The organism is Streptomyces sp. NPDC093149 (assembly GCF_044754145.1).
Classification (GTDB): domain Bacteria; phylum Actinomycetota; class Actinomycetes; order Streptomycetales; family Streptomycetaceae; genus Streptomyces.
Genome location: NZ_JBIVON010000002.1, coordinates 250,569 through 275,632 on the forward strand (window position 1 = coordinate 250,569; position 25,064 = coordinate 275,632).

Genomic DNA, 25,064 nt, shown 5'->3' on the forward strand with positions numbered 1-25,064 from the left:
TAAGGCTTGGTCTAGACCGCAACACGCGCGCAGCAGGGCTCATGGAACCTCCCCCACGTTCTTGAGGAGCGACAGCAATGCGTAAACGGGCAAGCGCGGCCGTAGTCGGCCTGGCGGTGGCGGCCGTCTCGATGTTCGCGACGAGCAGCGCCGGCAGTCACGGCTACACCGACAACCCCATCAGCCGCCAGAAGCTCTGTGCCAACGGCACGGTGACAAACTGCGGCAACATCCAGTGGGAGCCGCAGAGCGTCGAGGGCCCCAAGGGCTTCCCGGCGGCGGGTCCGGCCGACGGCAAGATCTGCTCCGGCGGTCACTCCGAGTTCGCCCAGCTCGACGACCCGCGCGGTGGCAACTGGCCGGCCACCGCTGTCACGGCCGGGCAGGGCTTCAGCTTCCGCTGGCAGTTCACCGCACGCCACGCCACGACGGACTTCCGCTACTACATCACCAAGAACGGCTGGGACCCCACCAAGCCGCTCACCAGGGCCGACCTGGAGCCGCAGCCCTTCATGACGGTGCCGTACGGCGGCAAGCAGCCCCCGGCGACCCTGACCCAGCAGGGCACCATCCCCACCCAGAAGACCGGGAAGCACATCATCCTGAGCGTCTGGACCATCGCCGACACGGCCAACGCGTTCTACGCCTGTTCCGATGTGCAGTTCTGACGCTTAGCCAACGGCTGTGCGGAGCGGGGCGGTCCCAACCGGGCCCGCCCCGCTCCGCCCCCCCCGGGGGCTGCCACTGACCGGGACCGGTGAGGCACCGGCTGCCCGGGCGCCGCGCCTCGATCCGGGCCGACTCACCCGATCCACCCGATTCGCATGAGAGCCCCTAACTCGTCAGGGCCAGTTCGTCCCGGCTCGCCGGGGCGGTGCGCCGCCGCAGCAGCGTCATGGCCAGCACCGCTCCCACCAGCAGCAGGGCGGCCCCCGTCACCGAGGCGTACTGCATGCTGTGCACGAACGCCTCCCGCCCGACGGAGATCAGCGATTCGTCTCCCGTGGCCACCGCACCTGGCAGCGTCTTGCGGGCGGCCTCCGGTGCCGAGCCCGGCATCTGCGCGGTGTAGACGGCCGTGGCCACCGCACCCAGCAGGGCCATGCCCATCGCGCCGCCGAACTCCTGGCCGGTCTCCAGCAGCGAGGCCGCCGAACTGGCCCTCGCGGGCGGGGCGGTGGACAGCGCCAGATCCGAGACGAGCGCCATCACGGTGACGATGCCGCAGCTCATCACGGCGCAACCGCCCAGCAGCAGCCACAGCGAGTCCGTACCGGTCAGGGCGAGGACGGAGAAACCGGCGGCGGCGATCACGAAACCGGCGCAGATGACACGCGTGCGGTCGGTCCGCTGCGCGATCGCCGTGGCCGTCGGGGCCGCGGCTCCCACCGCCAAGGACGGGGCCAGGCTCCACAGCGCGGCCTCCATCGTGCCCATGCCGAGCACCGACTGCAGATACTGCGTGGTGAAGAACGAGGAGCCCATCATGGCGAACGTGGCCAGTGCGTTCAGCCCGATGCCCGCCGCGAAGCCGCGGTCCCGGAACAGCTCCCGGCTGATCATCGCGTCGCCGCGACCGCGCTGACGGCGGACGAAGAGCAGTCCGACGAGGAGCCCGGCCGCGATGAGCAGCGCGCGCGGCACGTCGAACCCGTGGGCGGCGCTCTCCTTGACCCCGTAGACGACGGGCAGCACGGCGCCCATCGACAGCGGCACGCTCAGGAAGTCGAACCGGCCGGGGTTCGGGTCCTTGGACTCCGGAACCAGCACCGGCACCAGGACCAGCAGCAGCACCATCGCCGGCACATTGATCAGAAAGACCGAGCCCCACCAGAAGTGCTCCAGCATGACACCGCTGAGCACCGAGCCGAGCGCGATCCCGCCGGCCATGGCACCCGACCAGATGCCGATGGCCCGGCCCCGCTGCCGCTCGTCGCGGAACATGCTCCGCACGAGCCCCATCGTCGACGGCATCAGCGTCGCACCGCCGATCCCGAGCACGGCGCGGGCCGCGATCAGCATCTCGGGACTGGTGGAGTACGCGGCGACGACGGACGCGGCACTGAACGCGAACGCGCCGAGGAGCAGCAGCCTGCGGCGGCCGATCCGGTCGCCGAGCGAGCCCATCGTGATGAGCAGGCCGGCCAGGGCGAAGGCGTACACATCGAAGATCCAGAGCTGCTGAGTGGCGCTGGGCGCGAGGTCCCGGTCGATGGACGGGATCGCGAAGAAGAGGACGGAGACGTCCATCGAGACGAGGAGGAGGGGGAGCAGGAGGACCACGAAGGCGGTCCATTCCCGGCGACCGGCGAGGTCGCCGCGTGCGGCGGTGGTGCTCGTAGCGTTCGTCATGCCTGGGAATATACGGGCGTGTAATACGCATGTCTAGTACGACTGTGTAAGACGATCGTTCATTACGTTGGGCAGCAAAAAACGCACTGGGCGGTTCACGTGTGTACGTGAACCGCCCAGTGCGTTGTCTGTGCGCCGCCAGGGACTCGAACCCCGGACCCGCTGATTAAGAGTCAGCTGCTCTAACCAACTGAGCTAGCGGCGCCTGCTGACAGGAAAATAATACCTGCTCCCGAGGGGTGCTGATGACACCGGGAATGAACGGGGCCAGAACCGGGCGAAACCGGATGAGACGGTCTGAAACGGTTCGATCCGGGAAGGTCGAGTCGGCCGGAGCGGCATTGAGCCTCTCCCCCGCTGGGGGTGAGGCCGCCCCGGGATGCCCCGCGCGGTGTCAGAGCGCCAGCGACAGGAGCACGGGCGCCGCCCGACGGTTGAGCGTGTCCGCCGCCGCGCGCAGGCGATGCGCGTCCTCGATCGGCAGCGACAGTGCCAGGCATCCCGCCGACGAGCCGGCCGTGAGCGGCACGGCCGCGCACACCGTGCCGACCGCGTACTCCTGGATGTCGAGCACCGGGACCGTGGCCGGCTGGCTGTCCAGCTTGGAGAAGAGGACCTTCTCGTTGGTGATCGTCCGCGAGGTGAGCCGGGCCGTCTTGTGGCGCGAGAGATGGTCGCGGCGGCCGTTCTGGTCGAGCTGGGCGAGCAGGCACTTGCCGACCGCGGACGCGTGCGCGGAGGAGCGGAAGTCCACCCACTCGTTCACGGCGGGGGTGAGGGGACCGTCGGCGTACTGCGTGACGCGGATCTCGCCGTCGACGTACCGGCTGATGTAGACCGCCGCGCCGACCGAATCGCGCAGCTGTGCCAGCATCCCCTGGAGCTTGGTCTCCAGTGCCTGTCTACGGGCCGCGCCGGAACCCAGGAGCAGCAGCGAGGAGCCGATGACATAGGCGCCGTCGGTGATCTGCTCGACGTACCCTTCGCGGCGCAGCATCAGCAGCAGGGGGGTGAGGTGCCCGAGGGGCAGCCCCGTCTCCCGGGAGATCTGGGTGTCCGTCACACCGTTGCCGTGCTTGGAGACCGTTTCGAGAACACGAAGGGCGTACTGCACCGAATGGAACGGTGCGGTCGGTTCGGGCTTCAACGTCACGGTTTCCCCCACCAGGTTGTGACCGCAAACTCTGCCCTCACGATAGCCGCCAAGGGCCCCTTCCGGGGCGGGTGTTGGTGATGTCGCGGTGTGCCCTCCGGCTCCAGGAGCTGGGGCGCATCCGTCCGGCATATGCCAGAGTCAATGACGCGGGACGAATGGCGAGGTCACAGCAGTGCGGCCAGGAACTCGCGCGTACGTCCGTGTGCAGGATCGGTGAAGATTTTTTCCGGTGGACCCGACTCGACCACGCGTCCGGCATCGAACATCAGTACCGTCTCCGAGACGTCCCGGGCGAAGTTCATCTCGTGGGTCACACAGAGCATGGTGATGTCGGTGTTCCTCGCGATGTCGCTCAGCAGCTCCAGCACGCCGGCCACCAGCTCCGGGTCGAGCGCGGACGTCACCTCGTCCAGCAGCAGGATCTCCGGCCGCATCGCCAGTGCGCGGGCGATCGCCACCCGCTGCTGCTGTCCGCCGGAGAGCTGGGAGGGGTGTGCGTCGATCTTCTTCGAGAGCCCGACCAGATCGAGCAGTTCGCGGGCGCGCGCCTCCGCCTCGTCGCGGTCCATGCCCAGCACGCTGACCGGGGCCTCGGTGATGTTCTGCAGCACCTTCATGTTCGGGAAGAGGTTGAACTGCTGGAAGACCATGCCGATCTTCTTCCGGACCTCGCGCAGATGCTTCTCGGTCGCCGGCCTCAGCGACCCGTCGGGCGCCTCGATGTGGGACAGCGGGGTGCCGTCCACCCGGATGACACCGTCGCTGACCTTCTCCAGCGTCATCAACAGCCGCAGGATGGTGGTCTTTCCCGAGCCGCTGGGCCCGATCAGGGTGACGTGCTCGCCGCGCCGCACCGAGAAGTCCAGGCCGTCGAGGACGACATGGTCCCCGTACCGCTTCACGACGTGGTCGAAGCGGACCAGCGGATGGCCGGTCCCCGGCGCGGCGGAGGCCGGTGCGGCGTCCTTCGGGACCGGGGCCGCCGTCTTGTGCGGAGGGAGGGGTTCAGTGGCCAAGGCGCTTCTCCAGCTTTCTCATCAGCAGTGAGGTGGGGTAGCTCGCGACCAGGAAGACCAGCCCGGCGAGCGTGAATGCCTCGGTGTACGCGAAGTGGTCGGCGCCGTACTTCCGCGCCTCGAAGACCATTTCCTGCACCGTGATCACGGCGAGGAACGGGGTCTCCTTGAACATCGCGATCGCGTAGTTGCCGAGGGCGGGCAGCACATTGCGCACCGCCTGCGGCAGGATCACGGCCTGCCAGGTCCGCCGGGGGCCGAGCGAGAGCGCCCGGCAGGCCTCCCACTGGCCCTTCGGCACGCCGTCGATTCCCGCGCGGTACACCTCGGAGGTGTACGCGGCGTAGTGGACACCCAGCACCACGATGCCGGTCACCAGCGGTTCCACCGAGGTGAACAGGGCTGCCGCGCCGACGAGTTGGACGAGCAGCGGGGTGGACCGGATGAACTCCATCACGACCCGAACCGGTACCGTCACGAACCGGCTCGCGGCCCGTCCGGCGACCGCGACGGCGAGCCCGAGAACGGCGGCGACGAGCGTGCCGAGCACGGTCGCGAGCAGTGTGACCTCGAAACCTCGCAGGAGCAGGGGCAGGGCGTCCCCGGCGGCGTTCCAGTCGAATCCGTTCACCGGGCACCCCCGGTCGCCGACGCGACGGCTTCCGCGGCGCTGCGGCTGCGCAGCAGCGAGCCCGCACCGGTCGCCAGGCCGAGCCGGCGCTTGGCGTTCCGCTCCAGCAGGTTCATGAGCAGGGTCAGCGCGTAGGCCAGGACGAAGTAGACGACCAGCAGGGTCAGGTACGCGGTGAGCGTCTCACCGGTGCGGTCGCGCAACTGCTGGACCACGGTCATCAGGTCGGCCGCGGAGATCAGCCACAGCAGCGGGGTGCACTTGAGCAACTGGATCAGCAGATTGGTGAAGGACGGGATCATCTGCACCCAGGCCTGCGGAAGGATCACCTTCCGCATCCGGTGCAACGGCGTCATGTTCAGCGCGACGGCCGCCTCGTACTGGGCACGCGGTACGGAGTTGATCGCCCCCCGCACCACCTCGGCCCCGTACGCGCCGTAGTTGAGACCGAAGGCGACGACACCGCAGAGCAGCGGCGTCAGTTCGTACCCGGTCAGCGTCGGCATCGCGTAGTAGAGCCAGAACAGCTGGATGTAGAGCGAGGTGCCGCGGAAGAACTCCACGACCACGCGGGACACACCGCGCAGCACCGGCAGCCGGCCGACCGACATCAGACCGAGGACGAACGACAGGAACAGGGCGGCCAGCGCGCCCAGGACGGTGGCTTCGAGAGTCACCCACAACCCCGAGCGCAACTGCGGCAGATCGTCGAAGAAGGCGGAGAAGAAATCACTCATGCGGTGCGGCCCGTCCCCGTCAGCCGTTGCACAGATCGGCCGTCTTCAACGTGGCCGGCGGGAGCTCGGTGGCCCCGAAGCCGTAGTCCCGGAGCAGGCCCACATAGCGCGAGCTGTCCGAGACGATCTTCTTCAGCTCGCGGTCGAAGGCGTCCCGCAGCTCCTCGTTGCCCTTGCGGAAGACGGCGCCGCCGGGGCTGTACTGCTTCTTGCCGTCGAGCTCGGGCAGGAAGGGTTCGGTGACCTCGGTGTCGGGATTCGTCTTCGCCAGCCAGCGCAGCGAGATGCCGGTGAGCAGGAACGCGTCGATCCGGCCGCCCTTGACCGCGTCCGCGCCGTCCTGCGGCTTCTGCAAGGACTTGATCCGGTCCTTCGCGATGCCGGCGCCCTCGGCGTACGAGCCCTCGACGGCGCCCGACATCACGCCCACGGTGATCCCGGCGGCCTTCGCCGACGCCAGGTCGGTGACCTTCCTCGGGTTTCCCTTCTTCACCATCAGCGCGGTGGGCGAGATGAACTCGGGCTCGGAGAAAAGGGCGTTGGCGCAGCGCTCCGGTGTGATCGCCATGCCGGCGCTGACCACGTCGTACTTGCCCGCCTGAAGTCCCGGGATCAGGCCGTCCCACTCGGAGAGGGTGGGCTTCAGCTCGTCGACGCCGAGGGCCTTGAAGATCTCCCGGTGCAGGGTGGGCGCCTCGCCCTTGAGCTGCTTGCCCTCCAGATAGCCGTACGGGGCCTCATTGGCGTACGCGACCCGGACGAAGCCCTGCTTGCGGAGCTTGTCGAGCGCCCCCGCACCGTCCGCCGAACCGGCGTCCGTCCTGCTGCATGCGGAGAGCAGACCGGGGACGACGAGCAGACCACCCACGGCTGCTGATCGGTTGAGGAAGCCCCTGCGGGACAGGTCGGGGAAGTCAGCCATGGTTCGTGATCTCCTGGAGCGGGCGAACAGTCCGGACAGGGGGAGCGCCTGCCCGATCCCGTGCGTCTATGCAGGAAGGCGCCGCCTGTGATCGAACGGTGGCCGGAAGGTGACCTTCCCGTGTCCGTTCGCGGGCGGAGCGCGGCGGCCGGTGCGCAGGGAGTACGGCCCTGCCGGGAAAGGTCCATGACGACCCGTCATGGGGAGATCTCCGTCATCGAAGGCTGGAACGGGCGACGGACCGCACCGGTCGAGCTCACTCGTTCCGGTCCCGCACGGGGACGTACCCGCGCCGCTTGTCCACCACGTTCGGCAACGGCTCGCCCGCCGCCCAGAGTTCGTACATCTCGACGAACTGCTCGCCCAGCCGGTCCCGCCAGCCCGCCGTGTCGCCGCTCATGTGCGGCGACACGATCAGATCCGGCACGTCCCAGAGCGGGCTGCGCGGCTCCAGCGGCTCCCGCTCGAACACATCGAGCGCCGCGCCCGCGATCCAGCGCTTGCGCAGCGCGGCGGCCAGATCGTCCTCCACGACCAACGGTCCGCGCCCCACGTTGATGAAGCGGGCCGAGGGCTGCATCAGCCCGAAGAACCGCGCGTCGAACATGGAACGGGTCGACTCCGTCAGCGGCGCCGCGCAGATCACCCAGTCGGCCATGGAGGCCAGCCGGTCCAGCTCCGCCACCCCGTGGATGGTGCGCCGCGCGCTGCGTCCTACGAGCGCCACCTGGACCCCGAGGGCGATCAGCATCCTGGTGATCTCCCGTCCGATGGGACCCGCGCCGACGACCACCGCACGGCTGCCCGCGACCTGGACGCTCTCCCTGTGCCGCCACAGCCGCCGCTGCTGGAGCTCCAGCGTGCGGGGGAGGTCCTTGGCGAACGCCAGCACCAGACCCGTCACGTACTCGGCGATGGGCCGCTCGAAGATGCCCCGCGCGTTGGTCACCACCGTGTCGGACGCGGTCAGCTCCGGGCAGAGCAGCCGGTCCACGCCCGCGCTCGCCGTATGGACCCACGCCGGGCGCGGCCCGTCGCCCGGCCAGGCGGCCCGTACCGCGTCGGAGGTGAAGTCCCACACCAGCAGCACGTCGGCTGCCGGAAGCCGTGCGGCGAGTCCGGCCTCGTCGGTGTACCGGATGTCGGCCCTGCCGGTCAGCCGGCCGAGACGCGGCGACGGGTCGGTGTCCAGGACGAGCAGGGTGGGCTCTGACATGAGGGACGGTCGCTCCGCTGCCTCTGGGATGTGCGGATTGACCACGCTCGCAGCCACGCCCGTCTTCGTCAACAGCTCACCGGGGGAGCGACGACGGATGGGGGAATACTGGGAGGGACGGGCGAAAACGCTCACGCGCGCGTACGCCGCTCCCGTCCCGTCCAGGCACCCGCAGGAACAGAAGGGGTGGACATGACGACCCTCGGTTTTCTCTACCCGGGCCACTTCGCGGAGGACGACTTCCCGCGGATGGAGATCCTGCTCGACGCCGTCAGGCTGGTCGTGAACCACACCGACGTCGACGAGGACGACTACGGGACGGACACGCTGATGCGGACGGGTACGCCCGAGCGGCTGGCCGCCGGGGTGGCGGAGCTGCAACGTGCCGGCGTCGAGTCCGTCGTCTGGGTGAGCAGCAGCGGCAGCTTCCTGTACGGCTGGGAGGGCGCCCATGAACAGACGGCCGCCCTGGCCAGGGCGGCCGGGGTGCCCGCCTCCAGCACCTCCTTCGCCTTCGTCCACGCGGTACGGGAACTGGACGCCGCCCGGGTGGCGGTCGCCGCGACCTACCCCGAGCCCGTCGCCGCGCTGTTCGCCGCCTTCCTGCACTCCGCGGGCATCGAGGTGACCGCCACCCGCGCCGCCGGTCTCGCCTCCGCCGCCGAGGCCGCCGCCTGGGACCTGGACGAGGTGAAGGACCTCGTCATGGCCGCGGACCGGCCGGAGGCGGACGTGATGCTGCTGCCCGACACCGCCCTGCACACCGTCGCGCACGTGACGGAGCTGGAGAGGCTGCTCGGCAAACCGGTCCTCACCGGGAACCAGGTGTCGGTGCGGGAGGGGCTGCGGCTGGCGGACCGCCGGGCGTGGTCCCCGAGGCTCGGCAGGATCTTCGCCGAGCGCGAGGCACCCCCGGCCCCGGTGGCCAAGTGGGGCGCGGGCCGGGAGCGCGCGCACAGCGGAAGAAAGGGGTGGTCCGGAAGGCAGACCCACACCGGCCGGTGAGCCGGGGCGCTCGGCCGTCCGGCCGGCGGGGAATAAACGGAGACCACCTCCTGTTGGGCTCTTCCGGACGTACGAGCCGGACGTAGGCGCAACACCGGAGAGGCCAGGACGTGGACGAGATTCGAGGCGACGAGATCCGTGGCAAGACGGAGGGAACGGCCACCGTTCCGCTCTCCGTGCTGGACCTGGTCACCGTGGGCCAGGGCCGCACCGCCACCCAGGCGCTGCGCACCAGCGTGGACATCGCGCAGCTCGCCGAGCGCCGTGGATTCCACCGCTACTGGGTCGCCGAACACCACTCCATGCCCGGCGTCGCCTCCTCCTCACCGGCCGTGATCCTGGCCCACCTCGCCGCACACACCGAGCGCATCAGGCTCGGCTCCGGCGGCGTGATGCTGCCGAACCACGCACCGCTCGTCATCGCCGAACAGTTCGGCACCCTTGAGGCCATGGCGCCGGGCCGCATCGACCTCGGTCTCGGGCGTGCCCCCGGCACCGACGGCGCCACGGCAGCCGCCCTGCGCCGCACGGACCGGCTGGGCGAGGGCGCCGACGACTTCCCGCAGCAGCTCGCCGAACTGACCCGGTTCCTGGACGACGACTTCCCCGACGGCCACCCCTACTCCCGTATCCACGCGGTCCCCGGACCGGTCCAGGCCACGGCCGAGGGCGGCGTCCAGTCCGTGGCCCGTCCGCCGATCTGGCTGCTCGGTTCCTCCGGCTTCAGCGCCCGGCTGGCCGGTGTGCTCGGCCTGCCGTTCGCCTTCGCCCATCACTTCTCGGCGCAGAACACGGTGCCGGCCCTCGATCTGTACCGGGAGTCGTTCCGGCCGTCCGCGGTGCTCGACGCCCCGTACGCGCTGATCGGGGTCTCGGCCCTGGCCGCCGACGACGCGGGCGAGGCCCGCCGCCAGGTGCTCTCCGGCGCCCTGTCCATGGTCCGCCTGCGCACCGGCCGCCCCGGCCTGGTCCCGACACCCGAGGAGGCGGAGGCGTACGCCTTCAGCCCCATGGAGCGGGAGTTCGTCGACAGCTGGCTGGCCAACATCGTCCACGGCACGGCGGACGAGGTCCGTACGGGCCTCGACGACCTGGCCAAGCGCACCGGCGCCGACGAACTGATGATCACCGCCAACGCCCACGGCGGCGAGGCCCGGCTGCGCAGCTACGAGCTCATCGCGGACGCGTACGGGCTGCCGGCGGCCTGACCCGGGCACCGGTGGTCCGGCCCCCCGGGGAGGGCCGGACCACCGGGGCTCAGACCTTCAGCCCGCCACCGATCAGCTCGGCGATCCGTTCCGGGGCCACCGCCCGTGAGTACAGCCAGCCCTGCCCGGTGTCGCAGCCGATCCGGCGCAGCCGTTCGGCCTGGCCCGCCGTCTCCACGCACTCCGCGGTGACGGTCAGGCCGAGGCGGTGCGCCAGGTGCACCATCGCCTCGACGATCGTCTCGTCGGCCGGGCTCGGGTGGGCACCGTCCTCGTAGCGGAAGCCGCGCACGAACGAACCGTCCAGCTTCAGTACGGAGACCGGCAGCCGGCTCAGATTGGCGAGGTTGGAGTAGCCGGTCCCGAAGTCGTCGATGGCGATGCGTACGCCCATGTCGCTGAGCGACTGGAGGGCCTGGAGCGGGCGGCCCGCCGAGCCCATCACCGCCGACTCGGTCAGCTCCAGCTGCAGCAGTCCGGGATCGAGGCCCGTCTCGGCGAGGATCTCCGCGACATCGGTGACCAGGTCGGAGTCCCAGACCTGCCGCACGGCGACATTGACGCTGATGAACAGCGGGGGCTCGGTGGGGTGATCGAGCTGCCAGCGGCGGGCCTGGCGGCAGGCGGACCGCAGCACCCACCGGCCGAGCTGGACGATCGAGCCGTCCTCCTCGGCGATGGCGACGAACCGATTCGGTGAGAGCATGCCGAACTGCGGGTGGTTCCAGCGGACCAGCGCCTCCACACCGTGTACGACTCCGTCGGCCATCCCGACCAGCGGCTGGTACTCGATGGTGAACTCGCCCCGCTCGACGGCGGGCCGCAGGTTGGAGGAGAGCGTCTGCCGGGTCATCCGGTGGGCGTTGCGCTCCGGGTCGAAGACCGTCCAGCGGGACTTGCCGTCCGCCTTCGCCCAGTACAGCGTGGTGTCGGCGGCCTGCATCAGTCCGGTCGCCGAGGTGCCGGCCACGGCCCGTTCCACCACCCCGATCGAGGCGGAGACGGAGAGCCGCTGCCCGGCCAGGTCGAAGGGCTTCTCCAGCGCGGCCAGGACCGTCCGGGCCAGGTCGGTGAGCTGCTGCGTACCGGCGGAGTCCTCGACCAGGATGGCGAACTCGTCGCCGCCCAGGCGCGCCACGAGATGGGCACCGGGGCGGTGCGGGCCGTCCTGGGCCACGCAGTCGGTGAGCCGTGCGGCGACGGCGGCGAGCAGCCGGTCGCCGATCCGGTGGCCCATCGTGTCGTTGACGGCCTTGAAACCGTCCAGATCGAGGTAGCAGAGCCCGATCCGGCCGTCCCGGTGCCGGGGGGCCTCCAGAACGGCCGAGAGGCGCTCGAAGAACAGCGTCCGGTTGGGCAGCCGGGTCACCGGATCGTGCATCTGGAGGTGGCGCAGCCGCTTCTGCAGCTCACGCCGGTCGCTGACGTCCGCGACGGAGAGGAGCACCCGGCCGGAACCGGAGCCACCGGCGCGGCCGGCTTCCGGTTCGGGCATCGGCACGACGGTGATCTCTGCCCACATGGAGCGCCCGTCGGGATGCTTGAGCCTGCGGGTGCAGCGGAACCGCGAGCGCCGCCCGTGCAGCACCTCGCGGTACGCGTGCCAGGTGCGGCCGTCCGCGACGAGGTCGAGCAGATCGGCCGCCGACTGCGCGGTCAGTGCCGCGGCGGAGTTGCCGAGGAGGCTGCCGAGAGCGTCATTGGCGGCGACGACGAGGCCCTCGTGGTCGACGACGGCCATCGGGAGCGTGGCGGCCCGGAAGGCGGCGCGGTAGCCGTGCGGCTCGGATCGATGGGCCCCGGCAGGGGGCCACAAGGTGTGACACTCCGTGACCGACGGTCCTGCGGAGTGGGGGTGTGTGCCCGCCGTGGGCCTCGGCCCTTCGGAGGTTCCGCTCACCGTTCGCTCCCGCCGTGCAGTTCTGTCCTGAACAGGTGTGGCCGGACTGGCCCACCGCGCGGAACGCCGCTGTCGGAGGCGGGATCCACGCGGGAAAGCCTGGTGAAGCATAGAGGCTGGCACGTCGGCCGTTCCAGCGCCCGCCCCCTCCACGCCCCGCGTTCGCCCCGCATGGGTCAGTCCCGAGCTGATCTGGTTTGCCCGCGACCGGTCGTTCCTGAGTGGTTCCGTTCTTTCGCGATCTTCCAGTGATTGATTGTGACTGTCCGTGAGGGTGAACGTCTTGGCCGGACGCTGACTCGACTGGGGCAGCTCAACAGGACGGAAGCCCCGAACCATCACAGGGTGGGTGCGTGACCGCAGTCCGCACCCGGAGGTAGATGTGCCGCGTCAGCACAGGACCGGGGGAGTGGAGAGGCCGAGCCTGCGCGGCGTGGCCGCGGCCGTGACCTCTCTCCTGGCCCTCGCGGCCACCTCCCTCGTCGCCGGGCCGGCCGTGGCCGCCACCGGCGAGGCGGGCCCGTGCGCACTGCCCCGCACCGAGGCGCACCATTCGCTCGGCCTGGGGGACTGGAACGACGCCTACCCCCGCCCCGTCCGCTCCCTCGACGCGGTCATGGTCTTCCTGTCCTTTCCCGACCACCGCCCCACCGTCACCCCGAAGGAACTCACCGCCGACTACTTCCCCGCCACCACCCGGTTCTTCCAGCGCGCCTCGTACGGGAAGTTCACCCTGCGCCCGCACCCGCTGAAGCAGTGGATCCAGATGCCCGAGTCCTCCGACTGGTACGGGATACAGCGCGACTGGAACAACGAGAGGCGCAGCGCCTATCTGCGCGATGCCATCGCGACGGCCGACCCGAAGGTCGATTTCTCCCGGTACGACATCGTCTATCTGGTCGCCGACCCGGACGCACCGGGCGTCGACTCCGACGCCACCAAGGTCGTCAACTTCGAGCAGCCGCTGCACGCGGACGGTACGGAGATCCGGCGCCTCGTCACCGTCTTCGAGCAGCACCCGCCGGACCACAACGTGCTGGCCCACGAGACCGGCCACGTCTTCGACCTGCCGGACCTCTACCACCGGCCGCCCGACGGCAAGGGCGACTGGGACACCTATGTCGGTGACTGGGACGTGATGGGCAGCCAGTTCGGTCTCGCACCGGACTTCTTCGGCTGGCACAAGTGGAAGCTGGGCTGGCTGGACCGCGGGCAGGTGGTCTGTGTCCAGCGCAGCCGGGACATCACCCTGGAGCCGATCGCCGCCGCGCCCGCGCCCGGCGGCTCCCTCGGCACCCGGCTCGCGGTGATCAGGACCGGTGAGGGCAGCGCTGTGGCCATCGAGGCGCGGGGTGCGACCGGCAACGACCGGACGACGTGTGCCGAAGGTGTCCTGATCTACCGGGTGCGGAACACGATCCCGTCCGGCGGCGGACCGGTCGAGGTCCTCGACACCCACCCGACCACCGACGCCTGCTGGGACCGGTCCGTGTACGCCCCGCTCGCCGACGCCCCGCTGCGGGTCGGCGAGACATACAGCATCCCCGGCGCGCACGCCCGGATCGAAGTCGCCGACCGGACGCCGTCGGGTGCCTGGACGGTCCGGATCACCACGGGCACATGAGCTTCTGTGATCACGAAGAAGCCCCCTCGTTTCCGCGAGGGGGCTTCTTCCGTCTGTGCGCCGCCAGGGACTCGAACCCCGGACCCGCTGATTAAGAGTCAGCTGCTCTAACCAACTGAGCTAGCGGCGCCTGCTGACGTCGTAGACATTAGCACTCTGATCGGCAGGAGGAAAAATCGGATTCCGGGCCGCCGACGAGGGCGCCGACCTGGTGACGCGTACGCAGGCCCAGAGCAGTACGTCGGGACCCGGCAGCCAGGGGCCGCGGGTGTCGGGGGCGACCACCCAGCGGGGCCCCGGGGCGGCGGCCGTGCAGGTCAGGGGCGGGACGGTCACGGCGTCCCCGGTGCCGTGGCAGAGCAGCGGCGGGACCTTGGCCTCGCCGCCGTCCTGCTCCCGCGGATCCGCGGCGGCCCGCGGTTCGAGACCGCCGCCCCACTCCTCCCAGTCGAGCAGCGACGGCAGCCGCTGGGCGGTGCCGGGGGAGGCGAAGAGCAGCATCCGTCCGCGATGCGTGGCGACGGGCCCGGAGCCGGGCCCGTCGGACCACAGGTGTTCCAGCATCCGGCGGCCGAAGAGAGTGGGCACGTTCACCACGTCGAAGGCCGATCCGCACGGCAGTACCCCCGGGGAAGTGGGGTGGGCCTCCCACTGGGCCAGCGTGCTGCGCGGATAGGCCGTGGCGCCGGCGAGCCAGGCGGCGCCGGCCGCCGTCACCTGGGCCGTCTGGTCCGAGGTCCGGTCCCGCAGGAGGGCGAAGACGTCAGGGCAGTGCCGGGGGGTGTCGCCGGTGTGCAGGGTCGTTTCGTCTGGCAGCCATGCGCTCATGCAGGCATGTCTACCGGGAGTGATCAAGAGGATTCCGAGAGTTGCCGGAAATCGGGACAGGTGAGGGTGCGGAGGAGTATCTTGCCCGCCGGGCATATGCCACTGGTGGTACCCGCAGTCAGGTGGTGGTACCCGCGGTCAGGGCCGGTGCCGGGGCCGGGCCCAGGGGCGGAGGTCAGGGTGCGGAGCCGCCCAGCAGGCTCCGGCCGAACTCCACCATCTTCTTGGCGTAGTCCTCGGTCCACTCCGCGCGCTGCGCGATGTCCGCGGTCGTCAGCCGGTCGAACCGGCGCGGATCGGCGAGCTGGGCGGCCGCGATCGCCTGGAACTCGACCGCCCGGTCGGTCGCGGCGCGGAACGCCAGGGTCAGCTCGGTGGCGCGGGCCAGCAGCTCCTGCGGATCGTCCATCGACTCCAGGTCGAAGAAGTGCTCGGGATCGGCGACCGCCGCCGACGGCTCGAAGAGCAGGGGCGCGGGTCGCAGCCGCTGCTGCTCGTTCCGCTCGGGTTGTGCCATGTGGTGTTTCCTCCTTCGGTGGGCCCGACGGCCACCCTCCATTGTCCAACGTCGCGCAAGTGGCCGTCCGGCGTTCCGCGAACGGCCGGCCGTCGTCGCCTCGGTCGCGGGAACCAGGGAACGGCATGCCGCCCGTCCCGAACCGCTGAAGGAGGAACCTTCTGCGCCCGGCAGGCGGGTTCCTCGTCCTGGTCCACGGGGACAGGACGAGGACACGTTCGCGGCCCCTCGGCCGGGGCGGAACTCGTTGCCCTCGATGTCCCGCATCACGAGGCACGATTCCGGGAGAGGCCCCTGCGCGCTACGGCCGCCACGACACCCGGTGTTCCGCCAGATGCGCCAGTACCGCGTGGTTCGCCTCCCAGCCGTCGGGGAACTTCACCGTGACCCCCAGCTGCACGGGCTCCGTCGACGGGTGCTCGTCCAGGAGCTCCGCGACGCCCGCCCGGCACACCACGACGCAGGCGTGCCGGTGGCGCGAGGCCAGTACGCACAGCCGTCCCGTCTCCAGATGGAACGCCGTGGCGTCCGGGCGGCCGGAGAGCGGGTGCAGGACCACCGTCACATCGAACTCGCGGCCCTGGAGCCGGTTCGCCGTGTCCACCGCCACGCCCGTCACCCCCAGCTCCGCGAGCGCCGCCCGTACCGCCGCCGCCTGGTCGCGATGGGCGGTGCCGACCGCGACCCGGTCCGCCGTCACCGGGACCGGCTCGGAGGAACGCTCGCTCGTCGCCGCGCCGCCCCGGTCCAGCAGCCGGCGGACGACCAGCGCCACCGCCCGCACCGCCTCCGGGTCGGTGCGCGGGGTGTGCCGGGCCGGGAGCTCCAGCAGGCCCCAGCCGGACTCCGCGGCCTCGTCCAGCACCCGGTCCGGTGCCGAGCCGTCGGACGCGACGCCGAACGACAGCCGCCGGTCCCCGTGGTCCGTACCGCTGCGGAACGGGGTGTACGGGTAGAACGCGTCCGAGACCAGCGGCGCGGCGGAGGCGGGCAGCCGCCACGACACCGGCAGCCGGTGCTGCGGCAGCCGGGGATTGTGCGCGAGCAGTGTGGACACCGCGCTCGCGGACGGGTCGTACGACAGCCCCGCCCACTGGTCCGCGCCGACGATCGAGAACGGGTCCAACTGGCCCGGGTCACCGACGAACAGCGCCCGTTCGAAGAGCCCCGCGACGGCCAGGAGAGCGTCCGAACGCATCTGGTACGCCTCGTCGACGATCGCGTGCCCCCACGGCTCGACGTTCTTCACGTGCGCCCACTTGGCGGCCGTCGAGATGACGACGTCGAGCCCGGCGAGGTCCGACGCCTTGGCCGACTTCCGCACATTGGCCAGACCGTCCAGCACCTTGTCGTACGGGTCGGTGTCATTGCTGTGCAGTCGGCCGACCGGCAGTCCCGGGTCCTTCTCGGCCAGCCGCACCACCAGGTCGTCGACCTGGGCGTTGGTCTGCGCCACCACCATCAACGGGTGCCCGGCCGAAGCGAGTTCGAGAGCGGCGCGCACCACGAGCGTCGACTTGCCCGCGCCCGGCGGGGAGTCCACCACGATGCCGCGCGACGTACCGCTCAGGGTGTCGGCGAGGATCGCGTCGGTCGCCCGCGCGGCCTGCGCGCCCGGGTCGAATACGGCCTTCACAGGAGGTCCTCCGCGGTCACGGGATCGGGATGCTCGGCGCGCTCCGCGGCCGCACCCGGCGGTCCGCCGTGGGTCCACGGCGTCTGCTCCGGGTCCGGCAGCTTCGGGCCGCCGCGCTGATCGTGCTCGAACAGCGTCCAGGAGATCCGGTCACCCTGCTCGGGCACCGAACCCGGGGCCGGTTCCTTGCTCCTGCCCATCCGGTCGGTGATGCGCAGCACCAGCGGCGGCGGGCCGCCGTCCTCCGGTTCCGCGGCGAATCCCACGAACTCGGCGGTCTGCGGCCTGCCTTCGAGCGAGCGGTACACCTTGGTGCGCTCGCCGAGATGCGGGCGCTCGTCCGTGCGGACCGTGATCAGTGGACGCGGGGACGGGCGCTTCGACTCGCTGTACGCCATCACCACCTCCGTCACCTCGCCGACGAACGCCTCACCGGCCAGCCGCCGCCCGGCCAGCACCAGCGGATCGTCCAAGGCCTCCTGCGCCTCCAGTTGGGCCTGCGCCGTCTCCCGCGAGGCCAGTTTCTGCGCCGCCGTCACCGCGTCGTCCCGGCGCGGCTGCGGCGGCTCGCCGGAACGCACCCGGTCCCGGTGCCCGGTGAACGACCAGCGGTCCCTGGTCCAGCGGTCCTCGGCCCTGGCCCCCTCGGGCAGCTCCCTCAGCAGATCGAGCCCCCGCCACACCGCGTCCCACGTCGGCCGCATCACCCCGGCCAGCAGCGCCCGGATCTCCCGCTCGGCGGCGGTCAGTTCGCCGAGCCGGGCATCGGCGGCGAGACCGTCCTCGGCCGCCGCGAGCGAGGTGCGCGCCCGGTCGTACTTCTCGATGGCGGGCGCCAGCAGCCGGTTGTCGAACGCCGGGTCCGTGGCCGGGCCGGCCGGCGGGCACAGCAGCTGGCCTTCGCCGTCGCGCTCCCGCTCCGCACGGAGTGCCGCCCGTGCCCCGGACTCGCCCGCCGGGGCGTCGATCCAGGCCAGCAGCGCGCCCAGATGCTGGTCCTCCAGGCTGCTCTGCCCGGTCGCCCAGTGCCGGTTCAGCAGATCCGTCGTGGCGAGCAGCAGGGAGGAGCCCGGCACCCTGGCCCGCTCCCCGTAATGCGTCAGCCAGCGGCCCAGCAGCGGGACGCGGGCGGGCGCGGGGTAAGGGGCCTCGGGGTCGTCCTCCGCCGTGCGCCGGAACCGCATCGAGCGGCCGAGCAGCCGTACGAAGTCGATGCCCGTCCGGCTCGGCACGATCAACTGCGGTGCGTCCGCGCACAGCTCGACCTCGACCTTGACCTTCTTCCCGGTCGCCGGATCGGTCTCGCTCCGCTCGGCGGGCTCGACGACGTCCTCGTACGCCTCGATGTGCGGCAGCACCGCCTCGGCCAGCTCGGCGAGGAACGCGAACCGCAGGTCCCGGTCGCGCGGCTGCGCGACCGTCAGCAGCCGGGGTGCCTCCCGGTCGGTACCGACGAGCGCGCCCAGCGGGGCGCCGGCCTCACCGGCGGTGGTCAGCGGCACCAGGACGAGCGGCCGGTCGGTGAGATGGCGGTGCAGGACCGTCGTCATCGGCTGTGCCCGGCCGCTGTCCACGGCCTCCAGCCGGGCCAGGGTGCTGATCAGCGACATGCCGGGCCGCCCTCCAGGGCCTCGGCGCGCAGCGCCGCCGCCCGCCGCAGGGCCGCGACCGTCGGATCGGCCGGGTCGCCCTCCTTGCCCGCGGCGGCGGCCAGCACCGCACCCACCGTGGTCAGCCCGCCGAGCTCGCCCCGCACGCTCCGTCCCAGGGTCTCCACCGCACCGGCCGCGCGGGACTTCGCCCGGCAGTGGAAGGCCAGCTCACAGGCGGACAGGCACTCCGGGGCGTAGGCCGCGCCGACCGACTCGACCGCCGCGTCCAGCTGCTGCCGGGGGCACTCCGGGTCGAAGGTGACGCCCTCGGGCAGGGTCGCCGCGATGTCCTCGATCCGGGTCAGCCTGGTCAGCTGGCGCCGGGTGACCGCACGCTGCTTGCGTACGTCGACGACCGAGGCGGTGGGCAGATTGGAGAAGTCCTTCGGGCAGACCAGCAGGACCCGGTGACCGACCCCGGCGCCCTCGGTCCGCTCCGCGATCCGCTCCAGGGCCAGTACGTAGACGGCGGACTGCCGGGCCGCCGCGCCGACCTTCGCGGCATCGGCGGAACCGTCGATCATGGGGAAGGACTTGATCTCGATGACCGTCCAGGTGCCGTCGGGATGCACCGCCACCGCGTCCGGCTCCAGGTAGGCCGGGGAGCCGGCGACCTCCAGGGCCAGCATGGGGTGGTCCAGCAGTGCCCAGCCGCCCGACTCGGTCGCCTCCCGCAGAGCGAGGGCCGTACGCGCCGCGCGGCCCTCGGGACCGGCCGCGGTCAGGTCGGGGACCAGCACCTCGCGGGGGGCCTCGCCGTCGCCGCCGAGACGCTCGTGCAGCAGCCGCATCAGCTCCGTACCGCCGTCGGCCTTGACCTTGGCCTCGAAGGCGTTGCCCCGGACGAGAGCGAACTGGGACTGGCCGAAGGGGGCGGGCGAACCGAGCGCGGCGGCCAGCGCGGCCTTGTCCACCCCCGCGCCGTCCAGCAGGGCGCGGCGCCGGCAGCCGGGGTTGGCGGCGAGGGCCGCCAGCGCGCGGGCGTCCAGCGGACGGGCCGCGACGGCCGGGCCCCGCAGCTCAGCGAGCCGCTGCCGGAGCGTCGTCCTGTGCTGGTCGAGCGCCTGTGGGGGCTGCGGTGTCGGCCCGGGACGCGCGGCCGTCCGAGGCGTCTGCGTCGGCCGATGCCGGGGCGTCGGTGGAATCTGCGGAGGTGGTCCGCTGGCCAGGGATTCGCTCACCCGCCGAAGTGTTGCATCCGGTACTGACAACCGGGGACTTCGTGGTCGTGACGAGCCTCGGGAAGCGGGCTCCGAGCCGGTCCCTGACCCGGTCCGCGAGACGCATCACCGGTCCGGCCAGCAGGGCTCCGACGCCCATCACGGCGGCGCCCGCGACCGCGTCGAGGAAGTAGTGGTTGGCCGTGCCCATCACCACGAACGTGGTGATCAGGGGGTACGCGATGCCCGCGGCCCGCACGAGCGGGTGGCGGCCGTGGCGCCACAGCAGGATTCCGCACCAGAGCGCCCAGCCGACGTGGAGGCTCGGCATCGCCGCGTACTGGTTCGTCATTCCGCTCATGCCGCGCGGGGCACTCGCCCCGTTGCCCCACCAGCCGTACGAGCTGTACTGCGCCATGGTGTCGACGAAGCCGTGCGTGGCGTCGAGCAGCCGGGGCGGGCAGGTCGGCAGCAGGGTGAAGCCGATCAGGCCGAGCAGTGTGGAGGTCATCAGCCAGGTGCGGGCCCTGCGGTACAGGGCCTCGCGGCGGCGGAAGAGCCAGACCAGGACGGCCGGGGTGACCAGATAGTGCAGGGACGCGTACACGAAGTCGGCGGGTATGCCTATCGAGGAGTGCGCGGTGAACAGCCGGTTGAGCGGGTGTTCGAAGTTGATGTGGAGGGTCTTCTCCAGGTCCAGGATGCGCAGGCCGTGGTCGACGGCCGTGGACACGTCGCCGCGCACCACCAGCCGGCCCGCCGAGTAGGCTGCGTACACCAGGGCCAGCAGCGGCAGCTCGGTCCACCAACGGGGCCGGGGGCGTGCCACGGGCGCGGTGCTGGCGTGCTGCATCCGGAAGCTCTCCATCATGTGTTAATGCGACCGACGGCGGGCGTTCAACCGTACGGTGCGCGCCTGCCGTGATTCCCCCGGGGGTCCCCGTCGAAGACCCCCTGCGTGTACGGACTTTTCCGCCGGATTTCTCCGCCGGATGTCTCCGCGCAGAGAGGGACGCCTGTTCGGCCCCGGGGGTTGCCTCGCGTACGCGTGCGCGATGATGGGAAAACCGGACGATCCGCTCTGTCCCGATCCCCGGCCTCAGATCTCAGTTTCAGGGAGAGCCGTCATGGCACCGCGTATCCTGCTCGCCCGGCACGGCCAGACGGAATGGTCCGTCAAGGGCAATCACACCGGCAGGACGGACATTCCGCTGCTCGACACCGGTCGTGCGGGCGCCAAGCTCCTCGGCGAGCGGCTGCACCGCGGGCCGTGGGCGGACCTGCCGGGCCTCGAAGTCCGCACCAGCCCGCTGCTGCGCGCCAGGGAGACCTGCGAGATCGCGGGTTTCGCGGACCGGGCCGAGCCGTGGGACACGCTCATGGAGTGGGACTACGGGGCGTACGAGGGGATGACTCCGGCGGAGATCAAGGCGATCCGTCCCGACTGGTTCATCTGGCGCGACGGCGTGCCGGAGGGGGAGACCCTGGCCGAGCTGTCCGCCCGCGCCGACGAGATCGTGGACTGGGCCCGCTCGGCCGACCGCGACGTCCTGGTCTTCGCCCACGGGCACATCCTGCGGGCACTGGGGGCGCGGTGGCTCGGCGAGGACGTGTCGTTCGCGGCGCGCATCCGGCTCGATCCGACATCGCTTTCGGTGCTGGGGTGGGCGTACGGGGTACCCGCGCTGGAACGCTGGAACGACACCGGCCACCTGGAGCGGTGACCCGGCCGTCGCGGGGGCGGCTCCGCCCGCCGGACGGGGCCCCGCCCGTGCTCCCCGGGCCAGGGGCGGGGACTTCGCGTCCGGACGGCCGGCGGGCCCGGTTCGCCGGCCCGACCGGTCCCGGCCTCCGGGACCGCGGCGAGGGCTCGTCCGCCGTCGGACGACGCCACGCGCACGCCGAAGCGGCTACGCGCCCGGCTCCGCGACCTCCGCGTACCGCTCCAGAAACCCTCGTACCTCCACCGCACCCCGCTGCGGCGCCAGCACCGCCGTCGCCCCCGCCAGCATCGCCCGGATACGGGACGACTGGACGCGGTCCAGCAGGTCCAGCACCTGATGGCCCGCCGTCGCCGCCTCCGCGGCCCGGCCGGCCTGTGCGAGGTCCGTGGTCAGTTCGGCCCGGTACAGCGCCAGGTTCCGGGTGAAGTGCGGGTCCTGGAGCCGCGTCGCCCGCAGTGCGTGGCGGGCCGCCCGCGACCAGTCGCCCAGTGCCGACCAGCACTGGGCCTCCAGCATCTCCAGCTCCGCCTCCCGGAAGAAGGTCATCCACTCCGGATCGGCGTCGCCGGGCCCGCGCCCGAACGCGGTGTGCGCACGGCCGATCGCCCGTTCGCAGCCCGTACGGTCCCCGAGCCCCGCCCGGCCCCCGGCCTCCCGCAGGGCGAGCAGGGCCAGCAGCCGCGGCGAGCCGAGCGGCTGTGCCGCCCGCTGCCCGGCCTCGGCCGCGCGTACGGACTCGCGGGGCCGTCCCGTGTCCCTGGCCAGGAACGACGTATTGCAGAACGCATGGGCCTCCAGCGCCGCGTCGCCCGCCACCCGCGCGGTGGCGAGCGCCTCCGCGTAGTGCGAGCGGGCGTCCTCGAACCGGCCCGAGTCATGGGCCAGCCAGCCCACCGAGATGGCGAGTTCGCCCGCTCCGGCATGCAGCCGGTCGGCGGTGGACCGCTTGGTGGCGGCCCCGGAGTCGAGCAGCGCGTACGCCGCCCGCAGCGGCCGGGACGCTCTTCGGTACAGACCGTCGCCGCCGTGCCGGTCGTCGAGCAGCCGGATCTGCCGTACTGCCTTCTCGACGGCGCTCACCTCGGCCTCGCCCACGCGTCGCGGGTCGGGCAGGGGGGCGGCGGCGGACGGGCCGTCCAGGCCGAGGCCCAGGGTCGCGGCCGCCATCGCGGTGGTGCCGCTCGTCATGAATACGCGACGCAGCACGTCGCTCTCCTCATCGGTGTCGCTGTGGAGCGCAGGGGGCGGTGGGGTTTCGGCAGCGGCCCGCGCACCCCGGCCGCGTACGGATTCGCGCGGCGAGAAGCCCAGGTCCGCCAGGGTCGTCCCGGGGAACATGTGCAGGAAGACCCGCTCGTACGCGTAGTTGGGGCAGCGGATCTCGCCGGACTCCACGCGTCCGATGTACCGGGCGTCGCACGCGACCTGCTCGCCGATCTCGCGGGCGGACCTGCGTACCGCGGCAGCGAACTCCCCGGCGGAGCGCGGGCCGCGCAGCCGCCGGAAGGCGAGGTTGGGAACTGCCCCTGTCGACACCATGGGATAGGCCCTCTCTTTCGGATCCTGCCGGGCTCGCGGGGTCTGGCACGCACATCTGCGGCGTTGTCGTCAGTCCTCAACTCCCCCGTGGCCTCGAAGGCATGGGGGACCCCCTTCGCGTTGCTTCCCTCCTCCGCCGTGCAGCTGTACGCACCAGACCCCGCTCCGTGATCCGGCCTGATCCGAAAGAGAGGGACTGGCCCTCTCTTCTGCAGCCGGGGTTCCTGCTTCCGGTGTCCCGGCGGAGCAAGAAGGTACCGGCTGTGACGGGTCACACATTCAGCGTTTATGTGCAAAAGGGGTATATCGCCCACGATCCGCCATGAACTGCCACCCTTTGCGGCGGCGTGGCACCGTAGCCCTTGACGCCATCGGCGCGTTGGTCCATGCGGAGACGGAATCCGGCTCCGCCCGGCGATGAGAGGAGAGGTCCCTTGTTGCATCACGGCACGGAGACCGGCTCGCGGACGACCGCGACGACCCCGGCCGCAACGGGTGCCACGGCGCCCGCCGCCCTCACGGAGGACCACGGCGCCGAACCCTGCGACCTGGTGACGGTACCGGCCCGCCAGGGACTGGAGGCCGTGGACATCCTGCGCCGCGGCGCCGACCTGGAGGCCGTCGGCCCGGTCCTGCACGACGGCGCCTGCGACACCCTCGGCTTCCTGGTGCCGCCGGGCACCGCCGAGGCGTGGGACGTACCGGGCAGCGCCTGTACGCGGACCGACGGCCGCGGGCTGCGCGTGCCCGCCGAGCCGCCCGTCACCGGCAGTGGCTGGCTGCTGCCGCCGGGGGAGGACGCCCCGGTCACCGACCCGGCCGCGCTGCGGGCCGCGCTCGACCAGGCGGCCCGGCTGATCGAAGCGGCCGACAGCTGCCGCTGACCACCGCCTCCCTGCCCGCGCGCCCATAATGGGCCGGTGGCCGGATCCCTCCGGCACGGCCGGTTCCGTACCGGCCCGGAGCGATGAGCAGTGAGCAGGCGCGAGCAGCAGTGGCACGTCGAGGAACGCCGGGCAGCGGCGCGGGCGCCCGTAAGCGGACCGACCGCAAGGCCGACGCCAGGTCCGAACGCGTGGGCGGGCGCAGGGCGGAACCCCTCGCCGAACCCGTGGACGGCGGTCTCGCCGAACTGGTGCCCGACCGGGAGCGCCCGCACGCCTGGACACTGACGCTCGACGGCGCCCCCCAGTCCCATGTGGACCTCGACGACCCCACGTATCTGTCCTTCGAGTACCAGCGCAGGATCGGCCACATCGCCGACCTCGTCGCACCCCCGGGGCAGCCCCTGCACGTCGTGCACCTGGGCGGCGGCGCCTTCACGCTCGCCCGCTACGTCGCCGCTACCCGGCCCCGCTCCACCCAGCAGATCGTCGAGGTGGACGCCGCGCTCGTCCAACTGGTCCGCCGGGAGCTGCCGCTGGACCCGCAGGCCAGGATCCGGGTCCGGTCCACCGATGCCCGCGCCGGGCTCGGGAAGATCCAGGACGACTGGGCGGACCTCGTCATCGCGGACGTGTTCAGCGGGGCCCGTACCCCCGCACACCTCACCAGCACCGAGTTCCTCGCCGAGGTGCGCCGGGTCCTGAAGCCCGGCGGGAGCTACGTGGCCAACCTGGCGGACGGGCCGCCGCTGACCCATCTCCGCGGCCAGATCGCCACCGCGGCCACGGTCTTCCCCGAACTGGCGCTCGCCGCCGACCCGACCGTCTGGCGCGGCCGCCGCTTCGGCAACGCCGTGCTGCTCGCCTCGGACCTGCCTCTGAAGGTCGCGGAGCTGACCCGCCGGGTCGCGACCGATCCGCACCCCGGACGCGTCGAACACGGGCGGGCGCTCGCCGACTTCACCGGCGGCGCGGCGGCGGTGAGCGACGCGGACGCCAGGCCTTCACCGGCGCCACCGCCGTCGGTCTTCGAGTAGCAGAGCGCCGAAAGTCTCGGCCGGGATGCCAAGGGCCGACAACACCGTTCCGGGTCAATGGGGTTCGGGGCTCCTGTACGTCGGCCGGGCGACCACGCCCCGGTTTCCCGGAACGGCGATCGAGGCGCGGACAGCTCACTCGTCGACGGAGTCTTCGGACAACGCGACCATCATCGGCTCGTCGGCACGACCGACGCCCACGGACCAACACCCCCTCCACGCGCCCCGGCCGGTCCCATACATCCGGCCGGGGCGCGCGCCCCCTCTTCCTCGGTGCCCGGGCGAAGCCCGACGGTCCCGCTGGGGCGTGTTTCGAAAGT

At 71.8% G+C, this 25,064-nt stretch carries 21 protein-coding genes and 2 tRNA genes; 7 read left to right on the plus strand and 16 right to left on the minus strand.

The window, feature by feature from the left end:
- The first annotated feature begins 77 nt into the window (after positions 1 to 77).
- Entirely contained in the window at positions 78 to 668 is a 591-nt protein-coding gene (locus ACIQCZ_RS07700) for a lytic polysaccharide monooxygenase (protein ID WP_402280534.1), read from the plus strand.
- 166 nt (positions 669 to 834) lie between these two features.
- On the opposite strand, the gene ACIQCZ_RS07705 is transcribed toward ACIQCZ_RS07700, so the two are convergent.
- The 8 genes from ACIQCZ_RS07705 to ACIQCZ_RS07740 form a co-directional block, all read right to left on the minus strand.
- Positions 835 to 2,352: an MFS transporter gene (locus ACIQCZ_RS07705; protein WP_402280536.1), complete on the minus strand. Its 1,518-nt coding sequence runs from the start codon at positions 2,350 to 2,352 to the stop codon at positions 835 to 837.
- A 131-nt stretch (positions 2,353 to 2,483) separates the two neighbouring features.
- Positions 2,484 to 2,557 (minus strand) — tRNA-Lys (locus tag ACIQCZ_RS07710).
- Between the two features lie 189 nt (positions 2,558 to 2,746).
- A complete protein-coding gene (locus ACIQCZ_RS07715; RefSeq protein WP_402280538.1) occupies positions 2,747 to 3,505 on the minus strand; it encodes an IclR family transcriptional regulator in 759 nt (252 codons plus the stop codon).
- A 167-nt stretch (positions 3,506 to 3,672) separates the two neighbouring features.
- Complete coding sequence (gene ehuA, locus ACIQCZ_RS07720) at positions 3,673 to 4,524, minus strand: ectoine/hydroxyectoine ABC transporter ATP-binding protein EhuA (RefSeq protein ID WP_402280540.1); 852 nt, start codon at positions 4,522 to 4,524, stop codon at positions 3,673 to 3,675.
- The gene (gene ehuD / locus ACIQCZ_RS07725; protein ID WP_402280542.1) at positions 4,514 to 5,155 is read right to left on the minus strand and encodes an ectoine/hydroxyectoine ABC transporter permease subunit EhuD; all 642 of its coding nucleotides are present in this window, start codon (positions 5,153 to 5,155) and stop codon (positions 4,514 to 4,516) included. The genes ehuA and ehuD overlap by 11 nt, the downstream gene beginning before the upstream one ends.
- On the minus strand, positions 5,152 to 5,892 hold the full coding sequence (gene ehuC / locus ACIQCZ_RS07730) for an ectoine/hydroxyectoine ABC transporter permease subunit EhuC (RefSeq protein ID WP_402280543.1): 741 nt from the start codon (positions 5,890 to 5,892) through the stop codon (positions 5,152 to 5,154). The genes ehuD and ehuC overlap by 4 nt, the downstream gene beginning before the upstream one ends.
- Positions 5,893 to 5,911: 19 nt before the next feature.
- Entirely contained in the window at positions 5,912 to 6,814 is a 903-nt protein-coding gene (ehuB, locus tag ACIQCZ_RS07735) for an ectoine/hydroxyectoine ABC transporter substrate-binding protein EhuB (RefSeq protein WP_402280545.1), read from the minus strand.
- A gap of 256 nt (positions 6,815 to 7,070) precedes the next feature.
- On the minus strand, positions 7,071 to 8,030 hold the full coding sequence (locus ACIQCZ_RS07740) for a D-2-hydroxyacid dehydrogenase (protein WP_402280547.1): 960 nt from the start codon (positions 8,028 to 8,030) through the stop codon (positions 7,071 to 7,073).
- 192 nt (positions 8,031 to 8,222) lie between these two features.
- Here ACIQCZ_RS07740 and ACIQCZ_RS07745 point away from each other — a divergent pair, with 192 nt between their 5' ends.
- Together ACIQCZ_RS07745 and ACIQCZ_RS07750 are read left to right on the plus strand one after the other, a co-directional pair.
- Positions 8,223 to 9,035, plus strand: coding sequence for a decarboxylase (locus ACIQCZ_RS07745; protein ID WP_402280549.1), 813 nt, complete (start codon positions 8,223 to 8,225; stop codon positions 9,033 to 9,035).
- A 110-nt stretch (positions 9,036 to 9,145) separates the two neighbouring features.
- Positions 9,146 to 10,243: an LLM class flavin-dependent oxidoreductase gene (locus ACIQCZ_RS07750; protein ID WP_402280551.1), complete on the plus strand. Its 1,098-nt coding sequence runs from the start codon at positions 9,146 to 9,148 to the stop codon at positions 10,241 to 10,243.
- 49 nt (positions 10,244 to 10,292) lie between these two features.
- On the opposite strand, the gene ACIQCZ_RS07755 is transcribed toward ACIQCZ_RS07750, so the two are convergent.
- Positions 10,293 to 12,143 carry a putative bifunctional diguanylate cyclase/phosphodiesterase gene (locus ACIQCZ_RS07755; protein WP_402280552.1) on the minus strand — a complete coding sequence of 617 codons (1,851 nt, stop codon included), beginning with the start codon at positions 12,141 to 12,143 and terminating at the stop codon, positions 10,293 to 10,295.
- A 409-nt stretch (positions 12,144 to 12,552) separates the two neighbouring features.
- Between ACIQCZ_RS07755 and ACIQCZ_RS07760 the strand changes: the two genes are divergently transcribed.
- Entirely contained in the window at positions 12,553 to 13,767 is a 1,215-nt protein-coding gene (locus ACIQCZ_RS07760) for a M6 family metalloprotease domain-containing protein (protein WP_402280553.1), read from the plus strand.
- Positions 13,768 to 13,823: 56 nt separating this feature from the next.
- Here ACIQCZ_RS07760 and ACIQCZ_RS07765 read toward each other — a convergent pair.
- The 6 genes from ACIQCZ_RS07765 to ACIQCZ_RS07790 all read right to left on the minus strand — a co-directional run bounded on the left by ACIQCZ_RS07765 (position 13,824) and on the right by ACIQCZ_RS07790 (position 20,413).
- Positions 13,824 to 13,897, minus strand: a tRNA-Lys gene (locus ACIQCZ_RS07765).
- Positions 13,888 to 14,595 (minus strand): bifunctional DNA primase/polymerase, encoded by a 708-nt coding sequence (locus tag ACIQCZ_RS07770; RefSeq protein ID WP_402280555.1) that lies wholly within the window; start codon positions 14,593 to 14,595, stop codon positions 13,888 to 13,890. The genes ACIQCZ_RS07765 and ACIQCZ_RS07770 overlap by 10 nt, the downstream gene beginning before the upstream one ends.
- 175 nt (positions 14,596 to 14,770) lie before the next feature.
- Complete coding sequence (locus tag ACIQCZ_RS07775; protein WP_351073279.1) at positions 14,771 to 15,112, minus strand: hypothetical protein; 342 nt, start codon at positions 15,110 to 15,112, stop codon at positions 14,771 to 14,773.
- A 301-nt stretch (positions 15,113 to 15,413) separates the two neighbouring features.
- Complete coding sequence (locus ACIQCZ_RS07780) at positions 15,414 to 16,748, minus strand: AAA domain-containing protein (protein ID WP_402280557.1); 1,335 nt, start codon at positions 16,746 to 16,748, stop codon at positions 15,414 to 15,416.
- Positions 16,745 to 18,358 (minus strand): hypothetical protein, encoded by a 1,614-nt coding sequence (locus ACIQCZ_RS07785; protein ID WP_402280559.1) that lies wholly within the window; start codon positions 18,356 to 18,358, stop codon positions 16,745 to 16,747. The genes ACIQCZ_RS07780 and ACIQCZ_RS07785 overlap by 4 nt, the downstream gene beginning before the upstream one ends.
- A 1,062-nt stretch (positions 18,359 to 19,420) precedes the next feature.
- Entirely contained in the window at positions 19,421 to 20,413 is a 993-nt protein-coding gene (locus ACIQCZ_RS07790) for a phosphatase PAP2 family protein (protein ID WP_402280561.1), read from the minus strand.
- Positions 20,414 to 20,687: 274 nt separating this feature from the next.
- On the opposite strand from ACIQCZ_RS07790, the gene ACIQCZ_RS07795 reads away from it, so the two are divergent.
- Positions 20,688 to 21,284: a histidine phosphatase family protein gene (locus ACIQCZ_RS07795; RefSeq protein WP_402280563.1), complete on the plus strand. Its 597-nt coding sequence runs from the start codon at positions 20,688 to 20,690 to the stop codon at positions 21,282 to 21,284.
- Between the two features lie 186 nt (positions 21,285 to 21,470).
- On the opposite strand, the gene ACIQCZ_RS07800 is transcribed toward ACIQCZ_RS07795, so the two are convergent.
- A complete protein-coding gene (locus tag ACIQCZ_RS07800; RefSeq protein WP_402280564.1) occupies positions 21,471 to 22,823 on the minus strand; it encodes a tetratricopeptide repeat protein in 1,353 nt (450 codons plus the stop codon).
- A gap of 434 nt (positions 22,824 to 23,257) precedes the next feature.
- On the opposite strand from ACIQCZ_RS07800, the gene ACIQCZ_RS07805 reads away from it, so the two are divergent.
- Together ACIQCZ_RS07805 and ACIQCZ_RS07810 are read left to right on the plus strand one after the other, a co-directional pair.
- Positions 23,258 to 23,707, plus strand: a complete 450-nt coding sequence (locus ACIQCZ_RS07805) for a hypothetical protein (RefSeq protein ID WP_402280566.1) — start codon at positions 23,258 to 23,260, stop codon at positions 23,705 to 23,707.
- A gap of 110 nt (positions 23,708 to 23,817) precedes the next feature.
- A complete protein-coding gene (locus ACIQCZ_RS07810) occupies positions 23,818 to 24,744 on the plus strand; it encodes a spermidine synthase (RefSeq protein WP_402281253.1) in 927 nt (308 codons plus the stop codon).
- The last annotated feature ends 320 nt before the right edge of the window (positions 24,745 to 25,064 follow it).